At 71.5% G+C, this 21,094-nt stretch carries 16 protein-coding genes; 10 read left to right on the top strand and 6 right to left on the bottom strand.

Going from position 1 to position 21,094, the window contains the following annotated elements; translation table 11 throughout:
- Nucleotides 1–116 precede the first annotated feature (116 nt).
- A complete protein-coding gene (gene pulA / locus ACFQ58_RS00295; protein ID WP_376948382.1) occupies nucleotides 117–6,158 on the top strand; it encodes a pullulanase-type alpha-1,6-glucosidase in 6,042 nt (2,013 codons plus the stop codon).
- 100 nt (nucleotides 6,159–6,258) lie between these two features.
- Here pulA and ACFQ58_RS00290 read toward each other — a convergent pair whose 3' ends face one another.
- Nucleotides 6,259–6,684 (bottom strand): hypothetical protein, encoded by a 426-nt coding sequence (locus ACFQ58_RS00290; protein ID WP_376948380.1) that lies wholly within the window; start codon nucleotides 6,682–6,684, stop codon nucleotides 6,259–6,261.
- Nucleotides 6,685–7,003: 319 nt separating this feature from the next.
- The gene (locus ACFQ58_RS00285; protein WP_376948378.1) at nucleotides 7,004–8,023 is read right to left on the bottom strand and encodes an o-succinylbenzoate synthase; all 1,020 of its coding nucleotides are present in this window, start codon (nucleotides 8,021–8,023) and stop codon (nucleotides 7,004–7,006) included.
- Nucleotides 8,024–8,170: 147 nt separating this feature from the next.
- Between ACFQ58_RS00285 and ACFQ58_RS00280 the strand changes: the two genes are divergently transcribed.
- Together ACFQ58_RS00280 and ACFQ58_RS00275 are read left to right on the top strand one after the other, a co-directional pair.
- Entirely contained in the window at nucleotides 8,171–9,106 is a 936-nt protein-coding gene (locus ACFQ58_RS00280) for a 1,4-dihydroxy-2-naphthoyl-CoA synthase (protein ID WP_376948375.1), read from the top strand.
- A gap of 37 nt (nucleotides 9,107–9,143) precedes the next feature.
- A complete protein-coding gene (locus ACFQ58_RS00275; RefSeq protein WP_376948373.1) occupies nucleotides 9,144–10,319 on the top strand; it encodes an AMP-binding protein in 1,176 nt (391 codons plus the stop codon).
- A gap of 2 nt (nucleotides 10,320–10,321) precedes the next feature.
- Here the strand turns inward: ACFQ58_RS00275 and ACFQ58_RS00270 are convergent, their stop codons facing one another.
- Nucleotides 10,322–11,809: an MFS transporter gene (locus ACFQ58_RS00270; protein ID WP_376948372.1), complete on the bottom strand. Its 1,488-nt coding sequence runs from the start codon at nucleotides 11,807–11,809 to the stop codon at nucleotides 10,322–10,324.
- A gap of 97 nt (nucleotides 11,810–11,906) precedes the next feature.
- Between ACFQ58_RS00270 and ACFQ58_RS00265 the strand changes: the two genes are divergently transcribed.
- Both ACFQ58_RS00265 and ACFQ58_RS00260 read left to right on the top strand, forming a co-directional pair.
- On the top strand, nucleotides 11,907–12,353 hold the full coding sequence (locus ACFQ58_RS00265) for a MarR family winged helix-turn-helix transcriptional regulator (RefSeq protein WP_376948370.1): 447 nt from the start codon (nucleotides 11,907–11,909) through the stop codon (nucleotides 12,351–12,353).
- Between the two features lie 53 nt (nucleotides 12,354–12,406).
- Nucleotides 12,407–13,423, top strand: coding sequence for a 1,4-dihydroxy-2-naphthoate polyprenyltransferase (locus tag ACFQ58_RS00260; RefSeq protein WP_376948368.1), 1,017 nt, complete (start codon nucleotides 12,407–12,409; stop codon nucleotides 13,421–13,423).
- 314 nt (nucleotides 13,424–13,737) lie between these two features.
- On the opposite strand, the gene ACFQ58_RS00255 is transcribed toward ACFQ58_RS00260, so the two are convergent.
- Entirely contained in the window at nucleotides 13,738–14,019 is a 282-nt protein-coding gene (locus ACFQ58_RS00255) for a DUF4229 domain-containing protein (protein WP_376948366.1), read from the bottom strand.
- A gap of 74 nt (nucleotides 14,020–14,093) precedes the next feature.
- Here ACFQ58_RS00255 and ACFQ58_RS00250 point away from each other — a divergent pair, with 74 nt between their 5' ends.
- From ACFQ58_RS00250 to ACFQ58_RS00240, 3 genes are read left to right on the top strand one after another with little or no spacing between them, the layout of a single operon-like run.
- The gene (locus ACFQ58_RS00250) at nucleotides 14,094–14,528 is read left to right on the top strand and encodes a PLD nuclease N-terminal domain-containing protein (protein WP_376948364.1); all 435 of its coding nucleotides are present in this window, start codon (nucleotides 14,094–14,096) and stop codon (nucleotides 14,526–14,528) included.
- Entirely contained in the window at nucleotides 14,521–16,380 is a 1,860-nt protein-coding gene (menD, locus tag ACFQ58_RS00245; protein WP_376948362.1) for a 2-succinyl-5-enolpyruvyl-6-hydroxy-3-cyclohexene-1-carboxylic-acid synthase, read from the top strand. The genes ACFQ58_RS00250 and menD overlap by 8 nt, the downstream gene beginning before the upstream one ends.
- Nucleotides 16,381–16,428: 48 nt before the next feature.
- On the top strand, nucleotides 16,429–17,328 hold the full coding sequence (locus tag ACFQ58_RS00240) for a PPK2 family polyphosphate kinase (protein ID WP_376948360.1): 900 nt from the start codon (nucleotides 16,429–16,431) through the stop codon (nucleotides 17,326–17,328).
- 3 nt (nucleotides 17,329–17,331) lie between these two features.
- Here the strand turns inward: ACFQ58_RS00240 and ACFQ58_RS00235 are convergent, their stop codons facing one another.
- On the bottom strand, nucleotides 17,332–18,648 hold the full coding sequence (locus ACFQ58_RS00235) for an isochorismate synthase MenF (RefSeq protein WP_376948358.1): 1,317 nt from the start codon (nucleotides 18,646–18,648) through the stop codon (nucleotides 17,332–17,334).
- A gap of 32 nt (nucleotides 18,649–18,680) precedes the next feature.
- Nucleotides 18,681–18,971: a DUF427 domain-containing protein gene (locus ACFQ58_RS00230; protein WP_376948356.1), complete on the bottom strand. Its 291-nt coding sequence runs from the start codon at nucleotides 18,969–18,971 to the stop codon at nucleotides 18,681–18,683.
- Between the two features lie 199 nt (nucleotides 18,972–19,170).
- Between ACFQ58_RS00230 and ACFQ58_RS00225 the strand changes: the two genes are divergently transcribed.
- Together ACFQ58_RS00225 and ACFQ58_RS00220 are read left to right on the top strand one after the other, a co-directional pair.
- A complete protein-coding gene (locus ACFQ58_RS00225) occupies nucleotides 19,171–19,881 on the top strand; it encodes a demethylmenaquinone methyltransferase (protein WP_376948354.1) in 711 nt (236 codons plus the stop codon).
- A gap of 67 nt (nucleotides 19,882–19,948) precedes the next feature.
- On the top strand, nucleotides 19,949–21,070 hold the full coding sequence (locus ACFQ58_RS00220) for a polyprenyl synthetase family protein (protein ID WP_376948352.1): 1,122 nt from the start codon (nucleotides 19,949–19,951) through the stop codon (nucleotides 21,068–21,070).
- Nucleotides 21,071–21,094 lie beyond the last annotated feature (24 nt).

Below are 21,094 nucleotides of genomic sequence, written 5' to 3'. Positions count from 1 at the left end.
ATTCGCTGTGTTCGGACCCATGGCGGTTGTAAACGCTTGCATTAACGATCCCGCTCGCGATAGCGTCGCTCCCAATGTCGGTGGCACGTCGTCGTGCCGGGAATCAGGAGTCAAGGATGACGCAGCGAGCGCGCGCTCGAAGGTGGTTGGCAACAGGACTCACGGGCGCCGTCGCGGCATCCGTCATCGCGGTCGTTCCGGTCGCCGGCGCAGCCGTCGCCGCGGACGACACGTTCGCGCTCGTCGGCTCGCTGCAGAGCGAGCTCGGCTGCTCGGCGGACTGGCAGCCCGAGTGCGAGGCGACGCACCTGCTGCCCACCGACAACCCGGGCATCTACGCCGCCGAGTTCACCGTGCCGGCCGGGTCGTGGGAGTACAAGGTCGCCGCGAACGACACGTGGGACGCCTCGTGGGGCCTCGACGGCGGCGGCGACAACATCCCGCTGACGGTCGCGGGCGACACCGACGTTCGTGTGATCTTCGACGACGCCCAGAAGCGCGTGGGCCTCGAACTGCTCGAGACGCGCGGCGCGTACGACGACGCAACCGATGCCTCGCTCGTGAACGCCCCCGTGCGCCAGCCGGGCAGCGGCGAGAACTTCTACTTCGTCATGACCGACCGCTTCGCGAACGGCGACCCGTCGAACGACGAGGGCGGGCTCGAGGGCGACCGGCTGACCACCGGATTCGACCCGACCGACAAGGGCTTCTACCAGGGCGGCGACATCCAGGGCCTGCGCGACAAGCTCGACTACATCGACGGGCTCGGCACGACCGCGATCTGGCTGACGCCGAGCTTCAAGAACCGTCCGGTGCAGGGCGAGGGCGCGAACGCATCGGCCGGCTACCACGGCTACTGGATCACCGACTTCACGCAGATCGACCCGCACCTCGGCACGAACGCCGAGCTCGAGGCGCTCATCTCCGAGGCGCACGCCAAGGGGATCAAGATCTACTTCGACATCATCACGAACCACACGGCCGACGTGATCGACTACGAGGAGCAGCAGTACTCGTACATCGACCAGGCGACGAGCCCCTACACGGATGCCTCGGGGCAGCCGTTCAAGCCCAGCGACTACGCCGGTGCCGACGACCCGGCCTTCCCGACGCTCGACCCCGCGACGAGCTTCCCGTACACGCCCGTCGTCGCGCCCGAGGACGCCGACCTCAAGGTCCCGGCCTGGCTCAACGACCCGACGCTGTACCACAACCGCGGCGACTCGACCTGGGCCGGGGAGTCGGTGACCTACGGCGACTTCGTCGGCCTCGACGACCTCATGACCGAGCACCCGACCGTGGTCGACGGCTTCGTCGACGTCTACCAGGGCTGGATCGACCTCGGCATCGACGGCTTCCGCATCGACACCGCCAAGCACGTGAACTTCGAGTTCTGGGAGCAGTGGTCGAGCGAGGTGCTCGCCTACGCGCACGACCAGGGCAAGGACGACTTCTTCATGTTCGGCGAGGTCTACGACGCCGAACCGGTCAAGCTCTCGCCGTACGTCCGCAAGTCCGACATGAACTCGGTGCTCGACTTCACGTTCCAGTCGCAGGCCGTCTCGTATGCGTCGGGCAACAGCGCGAAGAACCTGCAGTCGCTGTTCGCGGGTGACGACTACTACACGACGTCCGACTCGTCGGCCACGGCCCTGCCGACCTTCCTCGGCAACCACGACATGGGCCGCGTAGGCTACATGCTCGCGAACTCGGGCAGTGCACTCCAGCGCGATGAGCTCGCGCACGAGCTCATGTACCTCACGCGCGGCCAGCCGGTCGTCTACTACGGCGACGAGCAGGGCTTCGCGGGCGCGGGCGGAGACAAGGACGCGCGGCAGACGCTGTTCGCGAGCCAGACCGCCGAGTACGCGAACCAGCCGCTCGTCACGGGCGAGAACGCCGGCAGCGTCGACAGGTACGGCACCGACGCACCGCTGTACGAGCACATCGCAGCGCTCGCCGACCTGCGCGACGCGCACCCGGCGCTCGACCAGGGCGCCCAGATCGAGCGGTACGTGACGGATGGCGCGGGCGTGTACGCGTTCAGTCGCGTCGACCGCGACGAGAAGGTCGAATACCTCGTCGCCGTGAACAACGCGACCGAGGCCAAGACCGTCGACGTGCCGACGCTCACCGCGGGCGGCGTGTTCGCGCCGCTGTACGGCACCGACGGCCCCGGCATCACCGCGAACGCGGAGGGCGTGGCATCCGTCAGCGTGCCGGCGCTCGGCGCCGTCGTGCTGCAGGCCGACCGTCAGGTGACCGCCCCCGAGGCGGCTGCCGCCATCGCGGTCGACGTGCCCGCCGCGGGCGCCGGCGTCACGGGCGTGACCCCGGTCTCGGCCGATGTCGCGGACGCGACGTGGCAGGAGACGAGCTTCGCGTGGCGCGTCGCCGGCTCCGACGAGTGGCACGCGCTCGGCACGGCCGAGGACACGACGCCGCGGGTCTTCCACGACACCGCCGGGCTCGCGAACGGCACGCTCGTCGAGTACCGCGCGATCTCGACGGATGCCGCGGGGCAGCGCGCCGCCGCGTCGAGTTACGCGTCGGTCGGCAACGCCGTCAACCTCGTCGTCGAGGAGGAGCCCGAGCCCGAGATCGGCCTCGTGACCGTGCCCGGCGCGCACAACTCCGAGATGGGCTGCGCCGGCGACTGGGCCCCCGGCTGCGAGGCGGCGAAGCTGACCAAGCGCGCCGACGGCATCTACGCGGGCACGTTCCAGGTCCCGGCCGGTACCTACGAGTACAAGGTCGCGATCAACGGGTCGTGGGCGCTGAACTACGGCGCCAACGGCGTGCAGGACGGCCCGAACGTCACCTACACGACGGATGGCACGAAGCCCGTCACCTTCTACTGGGACCCGCGCACCAAGGTGGTCTCGTCGACCGCCGAAGGCCCGATCGTGACCCTGCCCGGCAGCCTGCAGTCCGAGCTCGGCTGCCCCGCCGACTGGTCGCCCGACTGCATGATCACGTTCGCGCAGGACGGCGACAAGGACGGCGTGTACGAGTTCGCGACCGACCAGCTGCCGACCGGCAACTACGAGCTCAAGGTCGCGCACGGACTCTCGTGGGATGAGAACTACGGTGCCGACGGCGTGCGCAACGGCGCGAACATCTCGTTCAGCGCCACCACCGGCAAGCTCGTGACGTTCCGGTACACGCTCGAGACGCACGTGCTCGACGTGGTCGTCGCCGACCCGCCGCTCGCGGGCACGGGCACGCAGCGGGCCTACTGGCTCGACGCGAACACCCTCGCGTGGCCGCCGTCGCTGCTCGGCGGCGCGGCCGCGGGCGACCTCTCGTTCACGCTCGAGCACGCCGCCGACGCGGGGCTCTCGGTCGCCGAGGGCGTCGTGACGGGCGGCGGCGAGCCGATCGCGCTCGAGCACGACCCCGCCGGCATCGGCGAGGAGCTCGCCGCGACCTTCCCGCACCTCGCGGGGTACGTGGCACTGCGTCCGGCCGGGCTCGACCGCGACGCGATCGCCGGCCTCGTCACCGAGGAACTCCAGGTCGCCCAGCGCGACGGCGAGACGCTGACCGCCCTCACGGGCGTGCAGCTGCCGGGCGTGCTCGACGACCTCTACGCGGAGGGAGCGGCATCCGCCTCGCTCGGCGCCTCGTTCACGACCGATGCCCCGACGCTGAGTGTCTGGGCGCCGACTGCGCAGTCGGTGTCGCTGCAGCTCTGGGATGCCGGCGCGACCGGCGACCCGCAGATGCTGCCGGCGACGTTCGACGCGGCATCCGGTGCCTGGTCGGTGACGGACGGCGCGATCGACCCGGGGAGCGAGTACCGCTGGCTCGTCGAGGTGTACGCCCCGACGACCGGTGAGATCGAAACGAACTCGGTCACCGACCCGTACTCGGCCGCGCTCACCGTGAACTCGGCGCGCACGGTGGTCGTCGACCTCGACGACCCCGCGCTCGCACCCGAGCAGTGGACGTCGACGCCGGCGCCGGTCGTGGAGCGCCCGGTCGACCGCGCGATCTACGAGCTGCACGTGCGCGACTTCTCGATCACGGATGAGACCGTGCCCGAGGCCGAGCGCGGCACCTACCGCGCGTTCACGCGCGACAGCGCGGGCACCGCGCAGCTGCGCGAGCTCGCCGACGCCGGCATCAACACGGTGCACCTGCTGCCGACGTTCGACATCGCGACCATCGAGGAGCGCCGCGACCAGCAAGCGACCCCCGACTGCGACCTCGCGTCGTTCGGTCCGGCGTCGGAGGAGCAGCAGGCGTGCCTCGAGCCCATCCGCGACCTCGACGGCTTCAACTGGGGCTACGACCCGTTCCACTTCCAGGCGCCCGAGGGCTCCTACGCCGTCGACCCCGACGGCGGTGCGCGGGTCGAGGAGTTCCGCGAGATGGTCGGCGCCCTGCACGCCACCGGCCTGCAGGTCGTGCTCGACGAGGTCTACAACCACACGGCGCAGTCGGGCCAGGGTGAGAAGTCGGTGCTCGACAAGCTCGTGCCCGGCTACTATCAGCGGCTGAACGCCGTCGGCGGTGTCGAGACCTCGACGTGCTGCCAGAACGTGGCGACCGAGCACGCCGTCGCGCAGAAGCTCATGGTCGACTCGGTCGTGCTGTGGGCCGAGGAGTACAAGGTCGACGGCTTCCGCTTCGACCTCATGGGCCACCACTCGAAGGAGAACATGCTCGCGGTGCGGGCCGCCCTCGACGAGCTCACGCTCGAGGAGGACGGCGTCGACGGGTCGAAGGTGTACCTGTACGGCGAGGGATGGAACTTCGGCGAGGTCGCCAACAACGCCAGGTTCGAGCAGGCCACCCAGGGCCAGCTCGGCGGCACGGGCATCGGAACGTTCAGCGACCGGCTGCGCGACGGCGTGCACGGCGGCAGCCCGGTCGCGGGCGACTCGAAGTTCGAACAGGGCTTCGGCACCGGCCTCGCGGGCGAGCCGAACGGCATGCCCACTCGCGACGGCATCCGGAACCTCGGCCAGCAGACCGACCTCGTGAAGCTCGGCCTCGCGGGCAACCTCCGCGACTTCGAGTTCACCGGGTACGACGGGGTGGTGAAGTCGGGCGCCGACGTCGACTACAACGGCGCGCCCGCCGGATACGCCGACCAGCCCGACGAGGTCGTCAACTACGTCGACGCGCACGACAACGAGACGCTGTACGACCTCGGCGTGTTCAAGCTGCCGACCGACACGTCGATGGCCGATCGCCTCCGCATGAACACGCTGTCGCTCGCGACCGTGACGTTCTCGCAGACGCCGTCGTTCTGGCACGCCGGCACCGAGCTGCTGCGCTCGAAGTCGCTCGACCGCAACAGCTACAACTCGGGCGACTGGTTCAACCGGATCGACTGGACGGGTCAGGAGTCGACCTTCGGGTCGGGCCTGCCCCCGAAGGCCGACAACGAGGACCAATGGGAGTTCATGAAGCCCCTGCTGGCCGACCCGGCCCTCAAGCCGGGCGCCTCCGACATCGCGTCGGCCGAGGCATCCGCCCTCGACCTGCTGCGAGTGCGCTCGTCAGTCGACCTGCTGCAGCTGGGCTCGGCCGAGCTCATCGAGCAGAAGGTGTCGTTCCCGAACAGCGGTACGGATGCCACGGACGGGCTCATCGTGATGCTCATCGACGACCTGGTCGGCGAGGATGTCGACGCCGAGCTCGAGGGCGCCATGGTGGTGTTCAACGCGTCGCCCGAGGCGATCACCGAGCAGGTCGACGGGCTCGCGGGTCGCGACTTCGCGCTCAACGAGGTGCAGGCCGGCGGTGCGGACGAGGTCGTGAAGGGCACCGGCTGGGATGCCTCGTCCGGCACGCTCACGCTGCCGGCGCGCACCGCCGCGGTGCTGGTCGACGAGCAGGAGCCCGCCGGCGTGGCGACCGTCACGCTCGCGGCGCCGAGCAAGTCGATCGCGAAGGCCGGCAGCACCCTCAAGGTGTCGGGTCAGGTCACGGCGCTCGACGGGTCGCGCCCGGTCGGCACGGTGTCGATCGTCGTCGACGGCGAGGTCGTCGCAACCGAGGCGATCTCGTCCTCCGATCAGGGTCGGTTCAGCGTGAAGCTGCCGAAGCTGCCCGCCGGACCGCACTGGGTGCAGACGGTGTTCGGCGGCGGCGATGGCTTCGCCGGGTCGCAATCGGTCCCGGCGCTGGTGGTGCTGTGGTGAGGCGCGCCGTTCGCGGCGCCGCCTGAACAGGTCGGGGCGGAGGGGGTGTGCGCCCCTCCGCCCCGACCCCGTTTGTTGCTCGGTCGTGGACCTGTCGAGGTCAGACCGGGAAGGGAAGCTCGACGCCGCAGGTCGCGAAGCTGCCGACGATGTCGGCGCCGTGCGCGGCGAAGATCTCGTCGATGCCCTTGCCGTCGGCGGCCTTCGTCGCCTGGTTCGGGTTGTTCGCCCCGATGACGCCGCCGCTGCCGTTCGCACCCTTGACCTTGATGGTGAACGACATGGGCGCGCCGGTCGACGCGTACGCGTCGAGCACGCACTCGGCGTCCGCGGCCGGCAGGCCGAACGTGAGTTCCTCGAAGTGGACCGTGAACCAGGCCTGCGAGTTCGAGGCCCCCGCGTTGCCCTGCTCGGATCGATTCGTGTTGAAACACTCGTGCGCGTACGCGGCTGCGCCGGTGCCGAGCACGCCGATGGCGGCCAGCGCGACGCCCGCGCCGATGTTGGTCAGGGTTCGTGAGAACATGCGGTCTCCTCTGTCGGTTGTCAAGCGTGCGGGCGATCGGCCACGCACGATCACCACGGTCGCGTCTTCGTCGGCGCGAGACATCCGTGCGCTCCCTGACTATCGGAGACTTGTCCCCGTTCCGTACACCCAGTGCTGGGGGTTGACACCAGCCCAGCAGGTGTCGCGCCGTTGCGGGCGGCGGGGGTCGGCCTGACACGGTTTCCTCATTGCTCATGTCAACGCAGCCTCACATGAGGCGGGTTCGACATGAGCCGATTGGAAACGGTCTCCCGGCCGTGATGCGGCGCAAGCGCAGTCGGAGCGGCGGAATCCCGGGTCAGGCGTCGTGGGTGTTCGCCCGCGCGAGGAGCGCGGCGTGGCAGCGCTCGAGCCGCGCGATCCACCAGGCGGTCCGTTCCTCGTCGGCGGCGAACCGGTCGAGCAGGGCCGGGTCGGGCGAGACGCGACGCACGTCGATGGCGCCGTCGTTCGGGGTCAGCGGGTCGCGCGTGACATCCGCCCCCAGCAGCGAGGCCGTGCCGAGCCCGCAGTCGTACTCGAGTTCGGGCACGGATGCCGCGAGGTGGGCGCCCATTGCGAGGCCGACGCTCGTGTCGAGCGCGCTCGAGACCACGACGGGAAGGCCCGCCCGGGCGACGATCTCGAGCGCGCGGCGGATGCCGCCGAGCGGCGCGGCCTTGATCACGAGCAGGTCTGCCGCGCCGGCCTCCGCCACCGCGAGCGGGTCGTCGGCGCGGCGGACGCTCTCGTCGGCCGCGATCGGGATGCCCATGTACTTGGTGCGCGTGCGGATCTCGGCGAGCTCGTCGACCGTGGCGCACGGCTGCTCCACGTACTCGAGGTCGTAGGGCGCAAGCGCGTGGATCGCGTGCTCGGCCTCGTCGATGTTCCAGCCGCCGTTCGCGTCGACGCGGAGGCGCCCTTCGGGCCCGATCGCCTCGCGGACGGCGCGCACGCGTGCGACATCCTGCGCCAGGGTCTGGTCGGATGCCGCGACCTTCACCTTCGCGGTGCGGCAGCCGGGGAAGCGTTCGAGCACCGAGGGGACGGCGTCGGGGTCGACGGACGGCACGGTCGCATTCACGAGCACCCGGTCGCGGACCGCGGCCGGCGTGGCGCGCCATCCGAAGTCGATCGCTGCGGCGAGCCAGGTCGCGGCTTCGTCGTCGGCGTACTCGGCGAACGGGGCGAACTCGGTCCAGCCCTCGGGCCCCTCGAACAGCACGGCCTCGCGCACGTCGATCCCGCGGAACCTCGTCACGAGGGGGAGTGCGACGGCGCGAGCCGTGGTGAGCAGGTCGTGCAGGGGCGGGAGGCTCGGCGCGACGTCGCTCATGCCCCGAGTCTAGGGAGCCCCGAGCCCGCTGACCGCGGCGAGAGCTCGCCGAGGTGACGGGAAGTGCGGCTGAGCCCCGTCCGGAGCGCACGGTGCGTCATCTCGGCGCGCCGGGGGCAGCGGCCCGCCGCGAATAGGCTGGACAGCATGGCTGTCGAGGTGTCCGAGCTGTTCGATCCGAGCGAGTGGGTGGATGCCGCGGCATCCGTAACCGGTACAGGCGGTTTCACCGACATCACGTATCACCACTCGACCGACGGGCGCATCGCCCGCATCGCGTTCGACCGGCCCGAGGTGCGCAACGCCTTCCGCCCGCACTCGGTCGACGAGCTCTACCGCGCTCTCGAGGACGCGCGCACCAACCCGCGCATCGGCGTCGTGCTGCTCACCGGCAACGGTCCGAGCCCGAAGGACGGCGGCTGGGCGTTCTGCTCGGGCGGCGACCAGCGCATCCGCGGGCGCGACGGCTACAAGTACTCCGATGCCGAGACCGGCCTGGTCGAGGGCTCGGCCGGCAGTCATGCCGCAGTCGGCCGCCTGCACATCCTCGAGGTGCAGCGACTCATCCGGTTCATGCCGAAGGTCGTCATCGCGGTCGTGCCCGGCTGGGCGGCCGGCGGCGGACATTCGCTGCACGTCGTCTGCGACCTCACGATCGCGAGTCGCGAGCACGGGCGGTTCAAGCAGACGGATGCCGACGTGGGCAGCTTCGACGCCGGATACGGCTCGGCCTACATGGCGCGCCAGGTCGGACAGAAGTTCGCGCGCGAGATCTTCTTCCTCGCCGAGGAGTACTCGGCCGAGCGCGCGTACGAGATGGGCGCCGTGAACAAGGTCGTGCCGCACGCCGAACTCGAGCGCGAGGCGATCGCGATGGCGCGCACCATCCTGACGAAGTCACCGACCGCGATCCGCATGCTGAAGTTCGCGTTCAACGCGGTCGACGACGGACTCGTCGGCCAGCAGGTGTTCGCCGGCGAGGCGACGCGGCTCGCGTACGGCACCGACGAGGCCGTCGAAGGCCGCGACTCGTTCCTCGAGAAGCGCGACCCCGACTGGGGTGCGTACCCGTGGCACTACTGATGGGCCGCACCCGGTCCATCCGGTTACGGGGTCGCCGATGAAACCGCTCATCCGGGTTGCCGCCGACGACACGCCCGCCATGCTCGCGCAGCTGCGCGAGGCCGTGCTGCTCGACGGGCTCGCGGTGCTACCCGTGCCCGGCGCCGAGGAGCCTGCCGACCCGATCGACGGACTCGTGCCCGATGACGTCGCGCTCGTGGTCGAGACGAGCGGGTCGACGGATGCCCCGAAGCGAGTGATGCTCTCGGGTGCCGCGCTCCGGGCGAGCGCCGGTGGCACCTCGCGATTCCTCGGCGGTATGCACGGCCAGTGGCTGCTCGCGCTGCCGACGACCTACATCGCCGGCGTGCAGGTGCTCGTGCGGTCGCTCGTCGGGGGCACCGAGCCGGCCGTGCTGCCGGCGAGCGGGTTCACGGCCGCCGCGTTCGCCGAGACGGCCCGATCGCTCGACCCCGACCGTCCGTGGCTCACCTCGCTCGTGCCCGTGCAGCTCGCCCGACTCGTCGACGCGGCCGAGGGCGGCGACCGCCGGGTGCGCGCCGCGCTCGGCTCGTTCGAGCGGATCCTCCTCGGTGGCCAGGCCGCCCCGCCCGGGCTGGTGGAGCGCGCCTGCGAGCTCGGCGCCCGCGTGCACCGCACGTACGGGTCGAGCGAGACGGCGGGCGGCTGCGTCTACGACGGCATGCCACTGCCGGGCGTCGACGTGCGCATCGTCGACGACGAGGTGCAACTCGCCGGACGGATGCTCGCCGAGGGCTACCTCGACGATCCCGAGCGCACGGCCCGCGCCTTCGTGACCGACGCGGACGGGCGACGCTGGTACCGCACGGGCGATCTGGGTGCACTCGGCGACGACGGGAGCCTGCGCATCCGGGGCCGGGCCGACGACGTGATCATCTCGGGCGGCGTGAAGGTCGCGCTCGGCGAGGTCGAGCGCGCGGTGCGGACGCTGGCGGGCTTCGCCGACGCCGTCGTGGTGCGCGTGCCCGATGACGAGTGGGGTGAGCGTGCAGCCGTGGTGGCGGCGCGGCGCGGTGCGGTCGAGCCATCCGATGCCCTCGGTGCGGTGATCTCGGCCACGGATGGCGCAGGGCTCGGGCCGGCCGCCCGGCCCGTGCGCGTGGAACTCGTGGACACCCTGCCGCTGCTCGAGTCGGGCAAGCCCGACCGCCGCGCCCTCGAGGCGAGGATGCGCGGCGGCCGCGGCGAGTAGCTTCACGCGACGGGCGCGGGCTCCACGGCCTCGGACTCGGGCTCGACGTCGGCCTCGGCGAGGCGACGGGCCTCCTCGAGGTGCGCCTGCACCCGGCGGCGGTTCGGCAGCAGCAGGCCGGCGACGGCGGCGATCGCGAAGCCGACGATCGAGACCCAGACCGACGCCTGCAACGCGGTGAGCACGTGCTCGCGACTCCAGTCGTCGCCGACCACGGTGAAGAACACGGTCGTCGACACCGCGACGCCCGCGGCCGCGCCCAGCTGCTGGAAGGTGCTGTAGGCACCGGATGCCGCGCCCGCGTCGGCGACCGGCACCGTCGCGAGCGCGACGTCGACGAGCGGGATGATGAGCAGCGCGAGACCGAGACCCGAAAGGAGCATGGGCCACACGGCGGCCCAGCCGGTGAAGTCGGCGCCCGTCTCGGCGAGCACCGCGAACACCCAGAGCACGCCGGCGGCCAGCACGATGGCGCCGGCGGTGACGAGCCACTTGCCGACCCGTGCGACGAGCGGGATCACGACGCCGGTGCCGACCAGCGCGCCCAGGCTGAACGCGAGCAGGTTGAGGCCCGCGGTGAGGGCGTCGAAGCCGAGTCCGACCTGCAGGTAGATGATGAACGGCAGCGTGAAGGCGTTGAGCGAGCCTTGGAACGCGGCCTGCGTCACGATGCCCGCCGAGAAGCCGCGGTCGGCGAACAGCGGCATCGGCAGCAGGGCGGAGCCGTCGCGTCGCATCCGCCGGCGCTCGTATCCGACGAACACGGCGAGCAGCATGACGCCCGCGGCGACAGGCCACCACAGCCAGGCCGGCCAGCCGAGCGACTGCCCCTCGACGAGCGGCACCATGAACGCGAGCACGACGGCGCTCAGCAGCGCGACGCCGACGAGGTCGAGGCGCATCGGGCGCGGCGAGCGCGTCTCAGGAACGAATCGGGCGGCGAGCACGAAGATCACGATGCCCACGGGGATGTTGATGAGGAACACCGTGCGCCAGCCGAGTCCCCAGAGGTCGGCGTCGACGAGCCATCCGCCGAGCACCGGACCGAGCACGGCCGCGAGGCCGCTGACGCCGCCGATGAGGCCGTACATCGGAGCCCGCTCGCGCGGAGAGAACAGCGCCTGCACCGAGGCGAGCAGCTGCGGCACCATGAGCGCGGCGAAGAGGCCCTGCGTGATGCGGGTGACGACGAGCGCGTCGCCCGACCAGGCGAACGCGGCGGCCGCCGACGCGACCGTGAACCCGGCGACGCCGACGAGGAAGATGCGGCGCCGGCCGAACAGGTCTCCCAGGCGGCCGCCGGTGATGAGCGCGACCGCGAACGCGAGCATGTAGCCGCTCACGATCCATTCGAGCTGCGACTCGGATGCCGCGAGGTCGGCGCCGATCGACGGCAGCGCGACCTGCACGATCGTGACGTCGAGCAGGTCCATGAATGCGGCGAACAGCAGGATGCCGATGGCGAGGCCTCGGCGCGGGGTGGTGGCCATGCTCGTCGTCCTTTCGTATGCTGAAGTTGCTTCCGTAGCGGGATAGTCCCGAAATGGGATAATCCCACAACGGGAACGATAAGGAGTCGGAGCGCAGATGTCAAGCAAGGCCGAGGTCACCGGGCGTATCGCGGGACTCATGCAACTCGTGATCGCCTCGTCGGTGATGACGAACGAGCGCATCGCGCGCTCGCTGGGGCTCAACGTGGTCGACTTCCAGGCGTTCGGGTACATCGCCCGCAACGGCGCGCCGATGACCACGGGCGAAGTGAGCCAGCAGACCGAACTGCCGACGAGCACCACGACCCGCGTGCTCGACCGGCTCGAGCAGCGAGGGTTCATCGAGCGCACGACGGATCCCGACGACCGACGTCGCGTCGTCGTGCGCGCACGGCCCGAGGCGATGGCGGGCGCCGGCGAGGGCGGCGAGGATGACCCGTACCGCGGCATCCTCGACGGGATGAACCGCGTGCACGAGCAGTTCACGGTCGCCGAGCTCGAGGTGGTGGCTCGGTACCTCGAGGCCGTGAAGGACGTGCGCTGACACAGCCGATCCATAGCCCGTGCCGAGGCGCGGCCGAGCGCTCGCCGAATACGATGGCTCCCGTGGCCCGCCCGAAACCCCAGCGCACGACCCCGCCCGCCAAGCCCGCCGCATCGCAGGGCCGATCGAACGGGCGCTCCGGCAATCCCGCGAGGGCGGCGGCGGCGCCCGTCGCGCACCGGGGTCCCATCACGTGGCGCGACTGGGTCGCGGGCGCCCGCCTGCGGACGCTGCCGCTCGCGATCTCGCCGGTCGCGCTGGGCACCGGAGCCGGGGTCGTCGCGGGATCGTTCCTCGACGAGCCGTTCCATCCGTGGCGCTTCGTGCTCGCCCTGACGGTCGCGCTCGCCCTGCAGATCGGCGTGAACTACGCCAACGACTACTCCGACGGCATCCGCGGCACCGATGCGCACCGGGTCGGGCCGGCTCGCCTGACGGGGTCGGGGCTCGTGTCGCCGAAGCGCGTGCTCGCGGTCGCGTTGACGTTCTTCGCGATCGCGGCCGTCGCCGGCCTCGCGCTCGTGGTGATCACACAGCAGTGGTGGCTGCTCGCGGTCGGCGCGGCGGCGATCGTCGCGGCGTGGTTCTACACGGGCGGCAAGCGCCCCTACGGCTACTACGGCCTGGGCGAGTTATTCGTGTTCGTGTTCTTCGGCATCGTCGCGACGGCCGGCTCGGCCTTCGTGCAGGCGCTCACCGTGAACCTGGAGGCCTGGACCGGCGGAGCGGGCGTGGGCCTGCTCGCGTGCGCGGTGCTCATGGCCAACAACCTCCGCGACATCGACCAGGACCGCGCCGCCGGCAAGCGCACGCTGTCGGTGCTCGTCGGCCCGCTCTGGTCGCGCATCCTGTTCGCGGTGTTCATGCTGCTGCCGTTCGCGGTGGTCGTGTTCTGGGCGTTCCTCTACCCGCCCGCCTGGCTCGTGCTGTTCGCGCTGCTCGCCGCAGTGCCAGCGTGCATCATCGTCGGCTGGTCGCGCACGCCGCGCGAGCTCGTCACCGCGCTGCAGCTCGCGAGCCTCACCTCACTCGCCTACGGCGTCGGCCTGGGGCTCGCCTTCGCGTTCTGATCGGTCCAGCGGATGGCGCGCCGCGCCGCTTCGACACCCGCTCGCGCGTCGCGACGCCCTGTCGGACGCGTGGCGATCCCATCCAGCTGGCTCATGTCAACGCGGCCTCACATGAGGCCGGTTCGACACGAGCAAACTGGAAACGGTGACCGGGAACCGACGAAACGGGCCGAGGGGTGGCTCAGCGAATGCTCCTCGTCGGTTCGACGAGTCCTCGTCGGCTCTCGCGTTCGCTCGGGCCGGCTCGGCCGTAGGCTCGCGCCGCGGGCAGCCACAGCAGCACCGCTCCAATCAGTGCCGCCACCGCGCCGCGCCTACTCCGAGGGGCGCTGCTCCGACGCGTCCACCGCACCATCCTCGGCGTCGGCGTCATCGCGCGCGGTGCGCGTCTCGCGACGGCGGGTGGCGTAGAGGTCGCTCGCGAACTCCTCGCGCTGACGGCGCAGGAAGAGCAGCGACGCGCTGAACCCGAAGAGGGCGGCGACGAGCACCGAGATCCACGGGGAGACCCCGGCGATGAGCAGCACGATGAGCGGCGCGGCGAACAGCAGCACGCGCAGCAGCGTGTAGCGGAGCCAGACGGGGACGGCCTTCACGCGTTCAGTGTAGGCACCGGAATCTGGGTGACCGCTCCCAGCCCACTGTGACGCAGCGCGCGTAGGATCGGTGCATGGTCCGCCTCTGGGTGATCCTCGGTGTTGCCGCCGTGGTCTTCACGATCTACGCGGCGGTCGACTGCGCACTGTTCGACCGCTCCCGAATCCGCGGTCTGCCGCGCGGCTGGTGGATCGTGGTCATCCTGCTCGTGCCGATCATCGGCGGACTGCTCTGGTTCCTCGTGGGCCGCGGTCGCGCCATCCGCGTCGGCCGGGTGTTCCCGCACGCGTCGGCGCCCGACGACGACCCCGAGTTCCTGCGCCGGCTGCGCGCCGACGCCGAGCACGAGGAGCGCATCCGCCGACTCGAGCAGGAGCTCGCCGAACTCGACGACGACACCCCGTCCGACCGGCCCCGCCCCGACGACGCGCTCGGCAGCGACCACCGCCGCAACGACGGGCCCGAGGCGCCCGGGGAACCCGGGACGTCGGGCCGACCGGATGCCTGACGCGCGCGCGGTCGCGAGTCCGGCGACCGCGTCCGCGCTCGCACTGCTGTCCGCACTCGTCCGCGCCGGCGTGACCGACGTCGTCGTCGCACCCGGATCGCGCTCGCAGGCACTCGCGCTCGCCGCCGCCGAGCTCGAGCGGGCCGGAGCCATCCGCCTGCACGTGCGCATCGACGAGCGCGGCGCGGGATTCCTCGCGCTCGGCCTCGCCGTCGAGTCGGGCCGCCCCGCGGTGGTCGTGACGACCTCCGGCACCGCGGTCGCGAACCTGCACCCGGCCGTGCTCGAGGCGCACCACGGCGGCGTGCCGCTCATTCTCGCGACCGCCGACCGGCCGGCCGAGCTCCGCGGCATCCGCTCGAACCAGACGACCATGCAGCCCGGCATCTTCGCGGGTGCCGTGCGTCTCGAGCGCGACGTGACGCCGCCAGAGGGCCGCGCCGGTGAGGCCGATGCCGCGACCCGCCTCGCCCGTGAGGCCGTGCTTGCGGCGCTCGGACGCGACGCCGACGGCGGACCCGTGCCGCACCCCGGCCCCGGGCCCGTGCACCTCAACCTGCAGCTGCGCGAACCGCTGTCGTCTGCGGTGACGCTCGACGACGCCTCGGTGCCCGAGCCGGGGGCGGATGTCGCGACATCCGTCACCGAGAACCCCGCCGAGGTCGACGCGACCGACGTGCCCGTCGCGCGCCTCGAGCACGGCCCCCGCACCGTCGTCGTCGCGGGCGCCGGAGCCGGCCCCGCCGCGGAGGACCTGGCGCGCTCGGCCGGCTGGCCGCTCATCGCCGAGGTCACGAGCGGCGCGCGCTTCGGCCCGAACCTCGTCGTCGCCTACCGCGCGCTGCTGCGCGAACCGGGCTTCGGCGACGAGGTCGAGCGCGTGGTCGTGTTCGGGCATCCGACGCTGTCGCGCGAGGTGCCCGCGCTCGTGCAGCGCGAGGGCGTCGAGGTCGTCGTGGTCGCGCCATCCGGCATCGAGTGGTTCAACCCGGGGCACGCCGCCGACCGGTTCGAGCGCGCCGTGACCGTCCACCCGCACGAGCCGACCGCCGACGAGCGCGCATGGACCGGGCGATGGGTGCGCGCGAGCCGCATGCTCGTCGACGAGGCCGCGGCCAGCGCGGCGCACGAATCGGTCGAGCGCGACGGCGCGCCGTCGGCTCGAGGCGTCCCGGTGCGCAGCGGCGTCGACGAGACCGGACACGTCTCCGACTTCGCGGCCCAGCGCGTGTACCTGCGCGACCAGCTCGCGCGCATCCGCACCCCGATCGACCGGCGCATGCTCGTCGAGGCGGTGTGGGGCGCGACCTGGCCGCACGACCGGCTCGTGTTCGGCGCCTCGCGGCTGATCCGCGACGCCGACCGAGCCGTGCCCGGCCGTCGCATCACCGTGCACGCGAACCGCGGGCTCGCCGGCATCGACGGCACGGTCGCGACCACGCTCGGCGTCGCGATCGCGAGCCAGTCGGCGACACCAGGGCAACCGGATGGCGCGGATGGCGCCCCCGCACGCTCGACGGGCGGAACGACTCGCGCGATCATCGGCGACCTCACGCTGCTGCACGACGTCGGTTCGCTCCTGATCGGCGCGGGCGAGGCGCGCCCGCGCGTGCTCCTGGTCGTCGGGAACGACGGCGGCGGCACGATCTTCGACGCGCTCGAGGTCGCGTCATCCGCGCCATCCGATGCCTTCGATCGCGTGCAGTACACGCCGCAGCAGGTCGACCTCTCCGGGCTCGCCGGCGCCTACGGGTGGGAGTACCGCCGCGCGACCACCCGCGGCGAGCTCGACGAGGCGCTCGGCACCTCGGTCACGAGACCCACCATCCTCGAAGTTCCACTTGCACGCTGACCCCCTCATCGCGCCACCCCTTGCCGCGGCATCCGTCGCCCCTCGAAGATGAAGGCACACAGCGGCGGACGCCGCGAGGAGGGGAGCGACGTGGGTCTCGAAACGTACTGGGCGACGGATCCGTCCGAGGTGCTGCGGGTCAGGCAGGGGTTCCGCTTGGAGGACGTCGAGCCGCGCGGGACGCCGGGCTTCGCGGGCCAGCGGGCCGACGCCGAGAAGTCGCTCAAGCAGGGCGCGGCGATCCTCGCGAATCAGCAGGAGATGCTGTTCGCGGGCAACCAGATGGGCGACGACCCGCGTCGCATCCTGCTGGTGCTGCAGGCCATGGACACCGCCGGCAAGGGCGGCATCGTCAAGCACGTCATGAGCGCCGTCGACCCGCAGGGCGTGCAATACGCGGCCTTCAAGCAGCCGACGGATGAAGAGCTCGAGCACGACTTCCTGTGGCGCATCCGCAAGAAGCTGCCCGACGGCGGCATGATCGGCGTCTTCGACCGCTCGCATTACGAGGACGTGCTGATCGCCAAGGTGCGCGAACTCGCCCCGGCCAAGGAGATCGAGCAGCGCTACGACGCGATCAACGAGTTCGAATCCGAGCTCGCGGCATCCGGCACGACGATCATCAAGGTGATGCTGCACATCTCGATGGATGAGCAGAAGCAGCGCCTGCTCAAGCGGCTGAAGCGGCGCGACAAGCACTGGAAGTTCAGCCCAGGCGACATCGACGAGCGCATGCTCGCACCGAGGTACCGCGAGGCGTACCAGATGGTCTTCGATCGGACCACGACCCCGCATGCGCCCTGGTACGTGGTGCCGGCCGACCGCAAGTGGTACGCGCGGCTCGCGGTGCAGCACCTGCTCATCGAGGCGCTCGAGGCCATGCGGCTCGACTGGCCGGTCGCCGACTTCGACGTCGAGGAGCAGAAGCAGCGCCTGATGGTGAGTTGACCTCTACGGGATCGGCGGCGACGGCGGCGGGGCGCCGAACGCTTCGACGATGGGCCGGAACTTCATGTCGGTCTCGGCGAGCTCGTCGGCCGCGACCGAGTCGTGGACGATGCCGCACCCGGCATACGCGCGCACCATGCCATCGGGCGACACCTGCGCGCACCGCAGCGCGATCGCCCACTCGCCGTCGCCGTCGGCGTCGATCCAGCCGACCGGGCCGGCGTAGCGCCCCCGGTCGAAGCCCTCGAGCTCGGCGATCGCGCGCAGCGCGACCTCGCGCGGCGTGCCCGCGACGGCGGCCGTCGGGTGCACTGCCGCGACCAGGTCGAGTGAGCTCGAGCCGTCGCCGAGCGTGCCCTTGAGGTCGGTCGCGAGGTGCCAGAGGTTCGGCAGCTGCAGCGTGAACGGCTCAGGGCTCGCGTCGAGCCGCGCGGTGTGCGGTGCGAGCGTCGCGACCGCGCTCTCGACCGCGAGGGCGTGCTCGGCACGGTCCTTCGGCGAGTCGGCGAGACGCGCGGCCTGGGCTCGGTCGGATGTCGCGTCGCTGCCGCGCGACGCCGTGCCCGCGAGCACGCGCGCCGAGACCGTGCCGTGGTCGACGCGCACGAGCGTCTCGGGGCTCGCGCCGATGAGCCCGTCGACCGCGAAGACCCACGTGTCGGGGTAGTCGTCGGCGAGCTTCGCGAGTGCGGCGCGTAGGCCGGCGTCCTCCTGCAGGTGACCCACGATCTCGCGGGCGAGCACGACCTTCTCGAAGCGTCCGTCGTCGATGCGACCCACGGCGTCGGCGACCGCGGCCATGTATGCCTCGGGCGGCATGGCACCCGGTGAGAAGCGCACGCGCGGCACGTCGCGCTTCGGTGCGGGTTCGGGCAGTTCCACGCGCGCCGCTGCGGCGGCAGTCGAGGCACCGGATGTCGCGTCGAGCAGTTCGATCCGGGTGACCCAGGCGCGCCCGTCGCGGCGTCCGATCACGATCTCGGGCACGACGAGCACGCTCGTTGCCGCCGACTCGTCGGCGAACGCGATCGCGCCGAACGCGACGAGCCCGCTGCCGGGCAGCCCCACGCGGTCGTCGACATCGGCCGCGGCGGCGAGGCGGCGCCATCCGTCGGCCGCACGCTCGACGCGGTCGCGCCCCGCGGTCTCGATGCGCAGCACCTCGCCGAGGCCGATCATGCCCTCGCCGCGACGCATCCAGAGCAGCGGATGGCGCGGATCGAGCCGCGGCACGAGCGGCGCGGTCTCATCGACCGGGACGGTGCGGACACGCAATCGCGTATCGGCGGCCGGAGGCGCCGCGGCATCCGTTCGCGTCACCGCACCAGCCTACGCCGCGCGGTCGGGGAGGCTCACGCCGGGACGACGTCGACGCCGCGCCAGAAGGCGACGCGGTCGCGGATCTCCTCAGCGGCGGCCGACGGCTGCGGGTAGTACCAGGCGGCATTCGGGTTGCGCTCGCCGTCGACCTCGACGTGGAAGTAGCTCGCCGTGCCCTTCCAGTGGCACACGGTGTGGTTGTCGCTGTCGGCGAAGTACTCGGTGCGGATCGTCTCGCGTGGGAAGTAGTGGTTGCCCTCGACGACCACCGTGTCGTCGGACTCCGCGATGACCGTGCCGTTCCAGATCGCCTTCATACCCATGAGTGCCGGGTCCTTCCTCGTTCGCCGCTTGCGGCAGGGCGCGTCGCGCCGGATGGCGCCACGGCGTGCTTCACCATCACACAACGCGCACGGGCCTCCGATCCATCCCCTCGCATGGGTTCTCACAGGGTTCGCGCAGGCCCGAGGCGGAGCCATCCGCTCACCGCCCCCGCCCAGCCCGCGACCGTAGACTCGCAGCATGCGCGCAGACCTCGGCAAGGACCCCCGCGACGTCTCGGCGATGTTCGACCGCGTGGCCGCGCGCTACGACCGCACCAACACCGTGCTCTCCGTGGGCAACGCGACGCTGTGGCGCGCCGCGACCACCAAGGCGGTCGCGCCGCAGCGGGGCGAGAAGATCCTGGATGTCGCGGCCGGCACGGGCACGTCGAGCGCGAGCCTCGCGAAGTCGGGGGCCAGCGTCGTCGCCGCCGACTTCTCGCCGGGCATGATCGACGTCGGCCGCCGCCGTCAGGCGCACGTCTCGAACCTCGTGTTCGTCGAGGCCGACGCCATGAACCTGCCGTTCGGTGACGACGAGTTCGACGCGGTCACGATCTCATTCGGCCTGCGGAATGTGAAGGACCCCAAGCAGGCGCTGCGCGAGTTCCTCCGCGTCACCAAGCCCGGCGGTCGCCTCGTGGTCTGCGAGTTCTCGCACCCGCCGGTTCGCGTCATCCGGGCCGGCTACGACTTCTACCAGAAGGTCGTCATGCCGCCGCTCGTGAAGCTGTCGAGCTCGAACGACGACGCGTACGAGTACCTCAACGAGTCGATCAACGCGTGGCCCGACCAGGCGGCGCTCGCCGGATGGATCCGCGAGGCGGGATGGGCCGATGTCGCGTGGCGCAACCTCACGGCCGGCGTCGTCGCGCTCCACCGGGCGCGCAAGCCACTCGCCACGGTGTAGCGCAAGGCCCTCCGCGTTCGACAGGCTCGCAGCATCCGCCCTGCTCGCCCTCGGTAGGCTGGGCGCTGTGAATCCGAGCCATCCGGTCGTCCGTCGCGGGTCCACCCTTGCGGCCAACCTGGGACTCAGCGAGCGGGTGTTCGCGTCCTCGGCAGACCGGGCCATGGCCCGCGCGATCGACGATGGGCTCGAGCGCGTCGAGATCGGGCTCGTCGACGAGGTGCGCTTCGCCGACAAGGTGGCCGATGTCGCGGGCCGCTACCTGCTCGAGGCGGGCGGCAAGCGCGTGCGTCCCATGCTGACGCTGCTCACGGCGCAGCTCGGCGACGGCGTCGTCGACGACGTGGTGACCGCGGCGATGGCCATCGAGATCACGCACCTCGGCTCGCTGTACCACGACGACGTCATGGATGAGTCCGAGCGGCGCCGCGGCGTGCCGAGCGCGCAGACGGTGTGGGGCAACTCGGTCGCGATCCTCACGGGCGACCTGCTGTTCGCGCGCGCGAGCCAGCTCATGGCCAAGCTGGGGGAGCGCGCCATCCGCATGCAGGCCGACACGTTCGAGCGCCTCGTGCTGGGCCAGCTCAACGAGACCGTCGGGCCCGATCCCGACGAGGACCCGATCGCGCACTACATCCAGGTGCTCGCCGACAAGACCGGTTCGCTCATCGCGGCGGCCGCGCAGTCGGGCATCGTGTTCTCGAACGCCGACCCGGCGCTCGAGCCGCCCATCATCGAGTTCGGCGAGAAGATCGGTGTCGCGTTCCAGCTCATCGACGATGTGATCGACCTGTCGCCGCAGCCGCAGGAGACCGGCAAGGTGCCCGGCACCGACTTGCGCGCGGGCGTCGTGACGCTGCCGCTGCTGCGGCTCGAAGAGCTGGCGAAGACGGATGTCGCGTCCGCCGACCTGCTCGCGCGCATCCGTCGCGACGTGCTGCCGCGGCCGCTCGCCGACGACGGCGACCCGCTCGACACGAACACGCTCGCGGCGCGGATCGTGCCGTCGCGCGCGACGGTCGACGGGCTCGTCGCCGAGTTGAGGGAACACGAGGCCACGCGCGCTACGCTCGCTGAGGCCCACGGCTGGGCGCGCGAGGCGGTCGCCGCGCTCGCGCCAGTGCCCGAGGGCAGCGTGAAGAAGGCGCTGACGCGCTTCGCCGACACGATCGTGGAACGTTCGAGCTAGGACGTTCGAGCAGGACCGGAGGAC

It is taken from the genome of Agromyces sp. NPDC056523, from assembly GCF_042794545.1.
Taxonomy (GTDB): domain Bacteria; phylum Actinomycetota; class Actinomycetes; order Actinomycetales; family Microbacteriaceae; genus Agromyces.
The sequence above is the reverse complement of the archived record's forward strand: the minus strand, read 5'-3'. Positions and strand labels throughout refer to the sequence as shown.

What these genes read in the sequence shown, in the direction of transcription:
- ACFQ58_RS00290 (WP_376948380.1), bottom strand. Translation starts at nt 6,684, where the DNA reads ATGTTCTCACGAACCCTGACCAACATCGGCGCGGGCGTCGCGCTGGCC.
- ACFQ58_RS00285 (WP_376948378.1), bottom strand. Translation starts at nt 8,023, where the DNA reads ATGAGCGACGTCGCGCCGAGCCTCCCGCCCCTGCACGACCTGCTCACC.
- ACFQ58_RS00225 (WP_376948354.1), top strand. Translation starts at nt 19,171, where the DNA reads ATGCGCGCAGACCTCGGCAAGGACCCCCGCGACGTCTCGGCGATGTTC.
- ACFQ58_RS00250 (WP_376948364.1), top strand. Translation starts at nt 14,094, where the DNA reads ATGGTCCGCCTCTGGGTGATCCTCGGTGTTGCCGCCGTGGTCTTCACG.
- ACFQ58_RS00240 (WP_376948360.1), top strand. Translation starts at nt 16,429, where the DNA reads ATGAAGGCACACAGCGGCGGACGCCGCGAGGAGGGGAGCGACGTGGGT.
- pulA (WP_376948382.1), top strand. Translation starts at nt 117, where the DNA reads ATGACGCAGCGAGCGCGCGCTCGAAGGTGGTTGGCAACAGGACTCACG.
- ACFQ58_RS00270 (WP_376948372.1), bottom strand. Translation starts at nt 11,809, where the DNA reads ATGGCCACCACCCCGCGCCGAGGCCTCGCCATCGGCATCCTGCTGTTC.
- menD (WP_376948362.1), top strand. Translation starts at nt 14,521, where the DNA reads ATGCCTGACGCGCGCGCGGTCGCGAGTCCGGCGACCGCGTCCGCGCTC.
- ACFQ58_RS00265 (WP_376948370.1), top strand. Translation starts at nt 11,907, where the DNA reads ATGTCAAGCAAGGCCGAGGTCACCGGGCGTATCGCGGGACTCATGCAA.
- ACFQ58_RS00275 (WP_376948373.1), top strand. Translation starts at nt 9,144, where the DNA reads ATGAAACCGCTCATCCGGGTTGCCGCCGACGACACGCCCGCCATGCTC.
- ACFQ58_RS00260 (WP_376948368.1), top strand. Translation starts at nt 12,407, where the DNA reads ATGGCTCCCGTGGCCCGCCCGAAACCCCAGCGCACGACCCCGCCCGCC.
- ACFQ58_RS00230 (WP_376948356.1), bottom strand. Translation starts at nt 18,971, where the DNA reads ATGGGTATGAAGGCGATCTGGAACGGCACGGTCATCGCGGAGTCCGAC.
- ACFQ58_RS00280 (WP_376948375.1), top strand. Translation starts at nt 8,171, where the DNA reads ATGGCTGTCGAGGTGTCCGAGCTGTTCGATCCGAGCGAGTGGGTGGAT.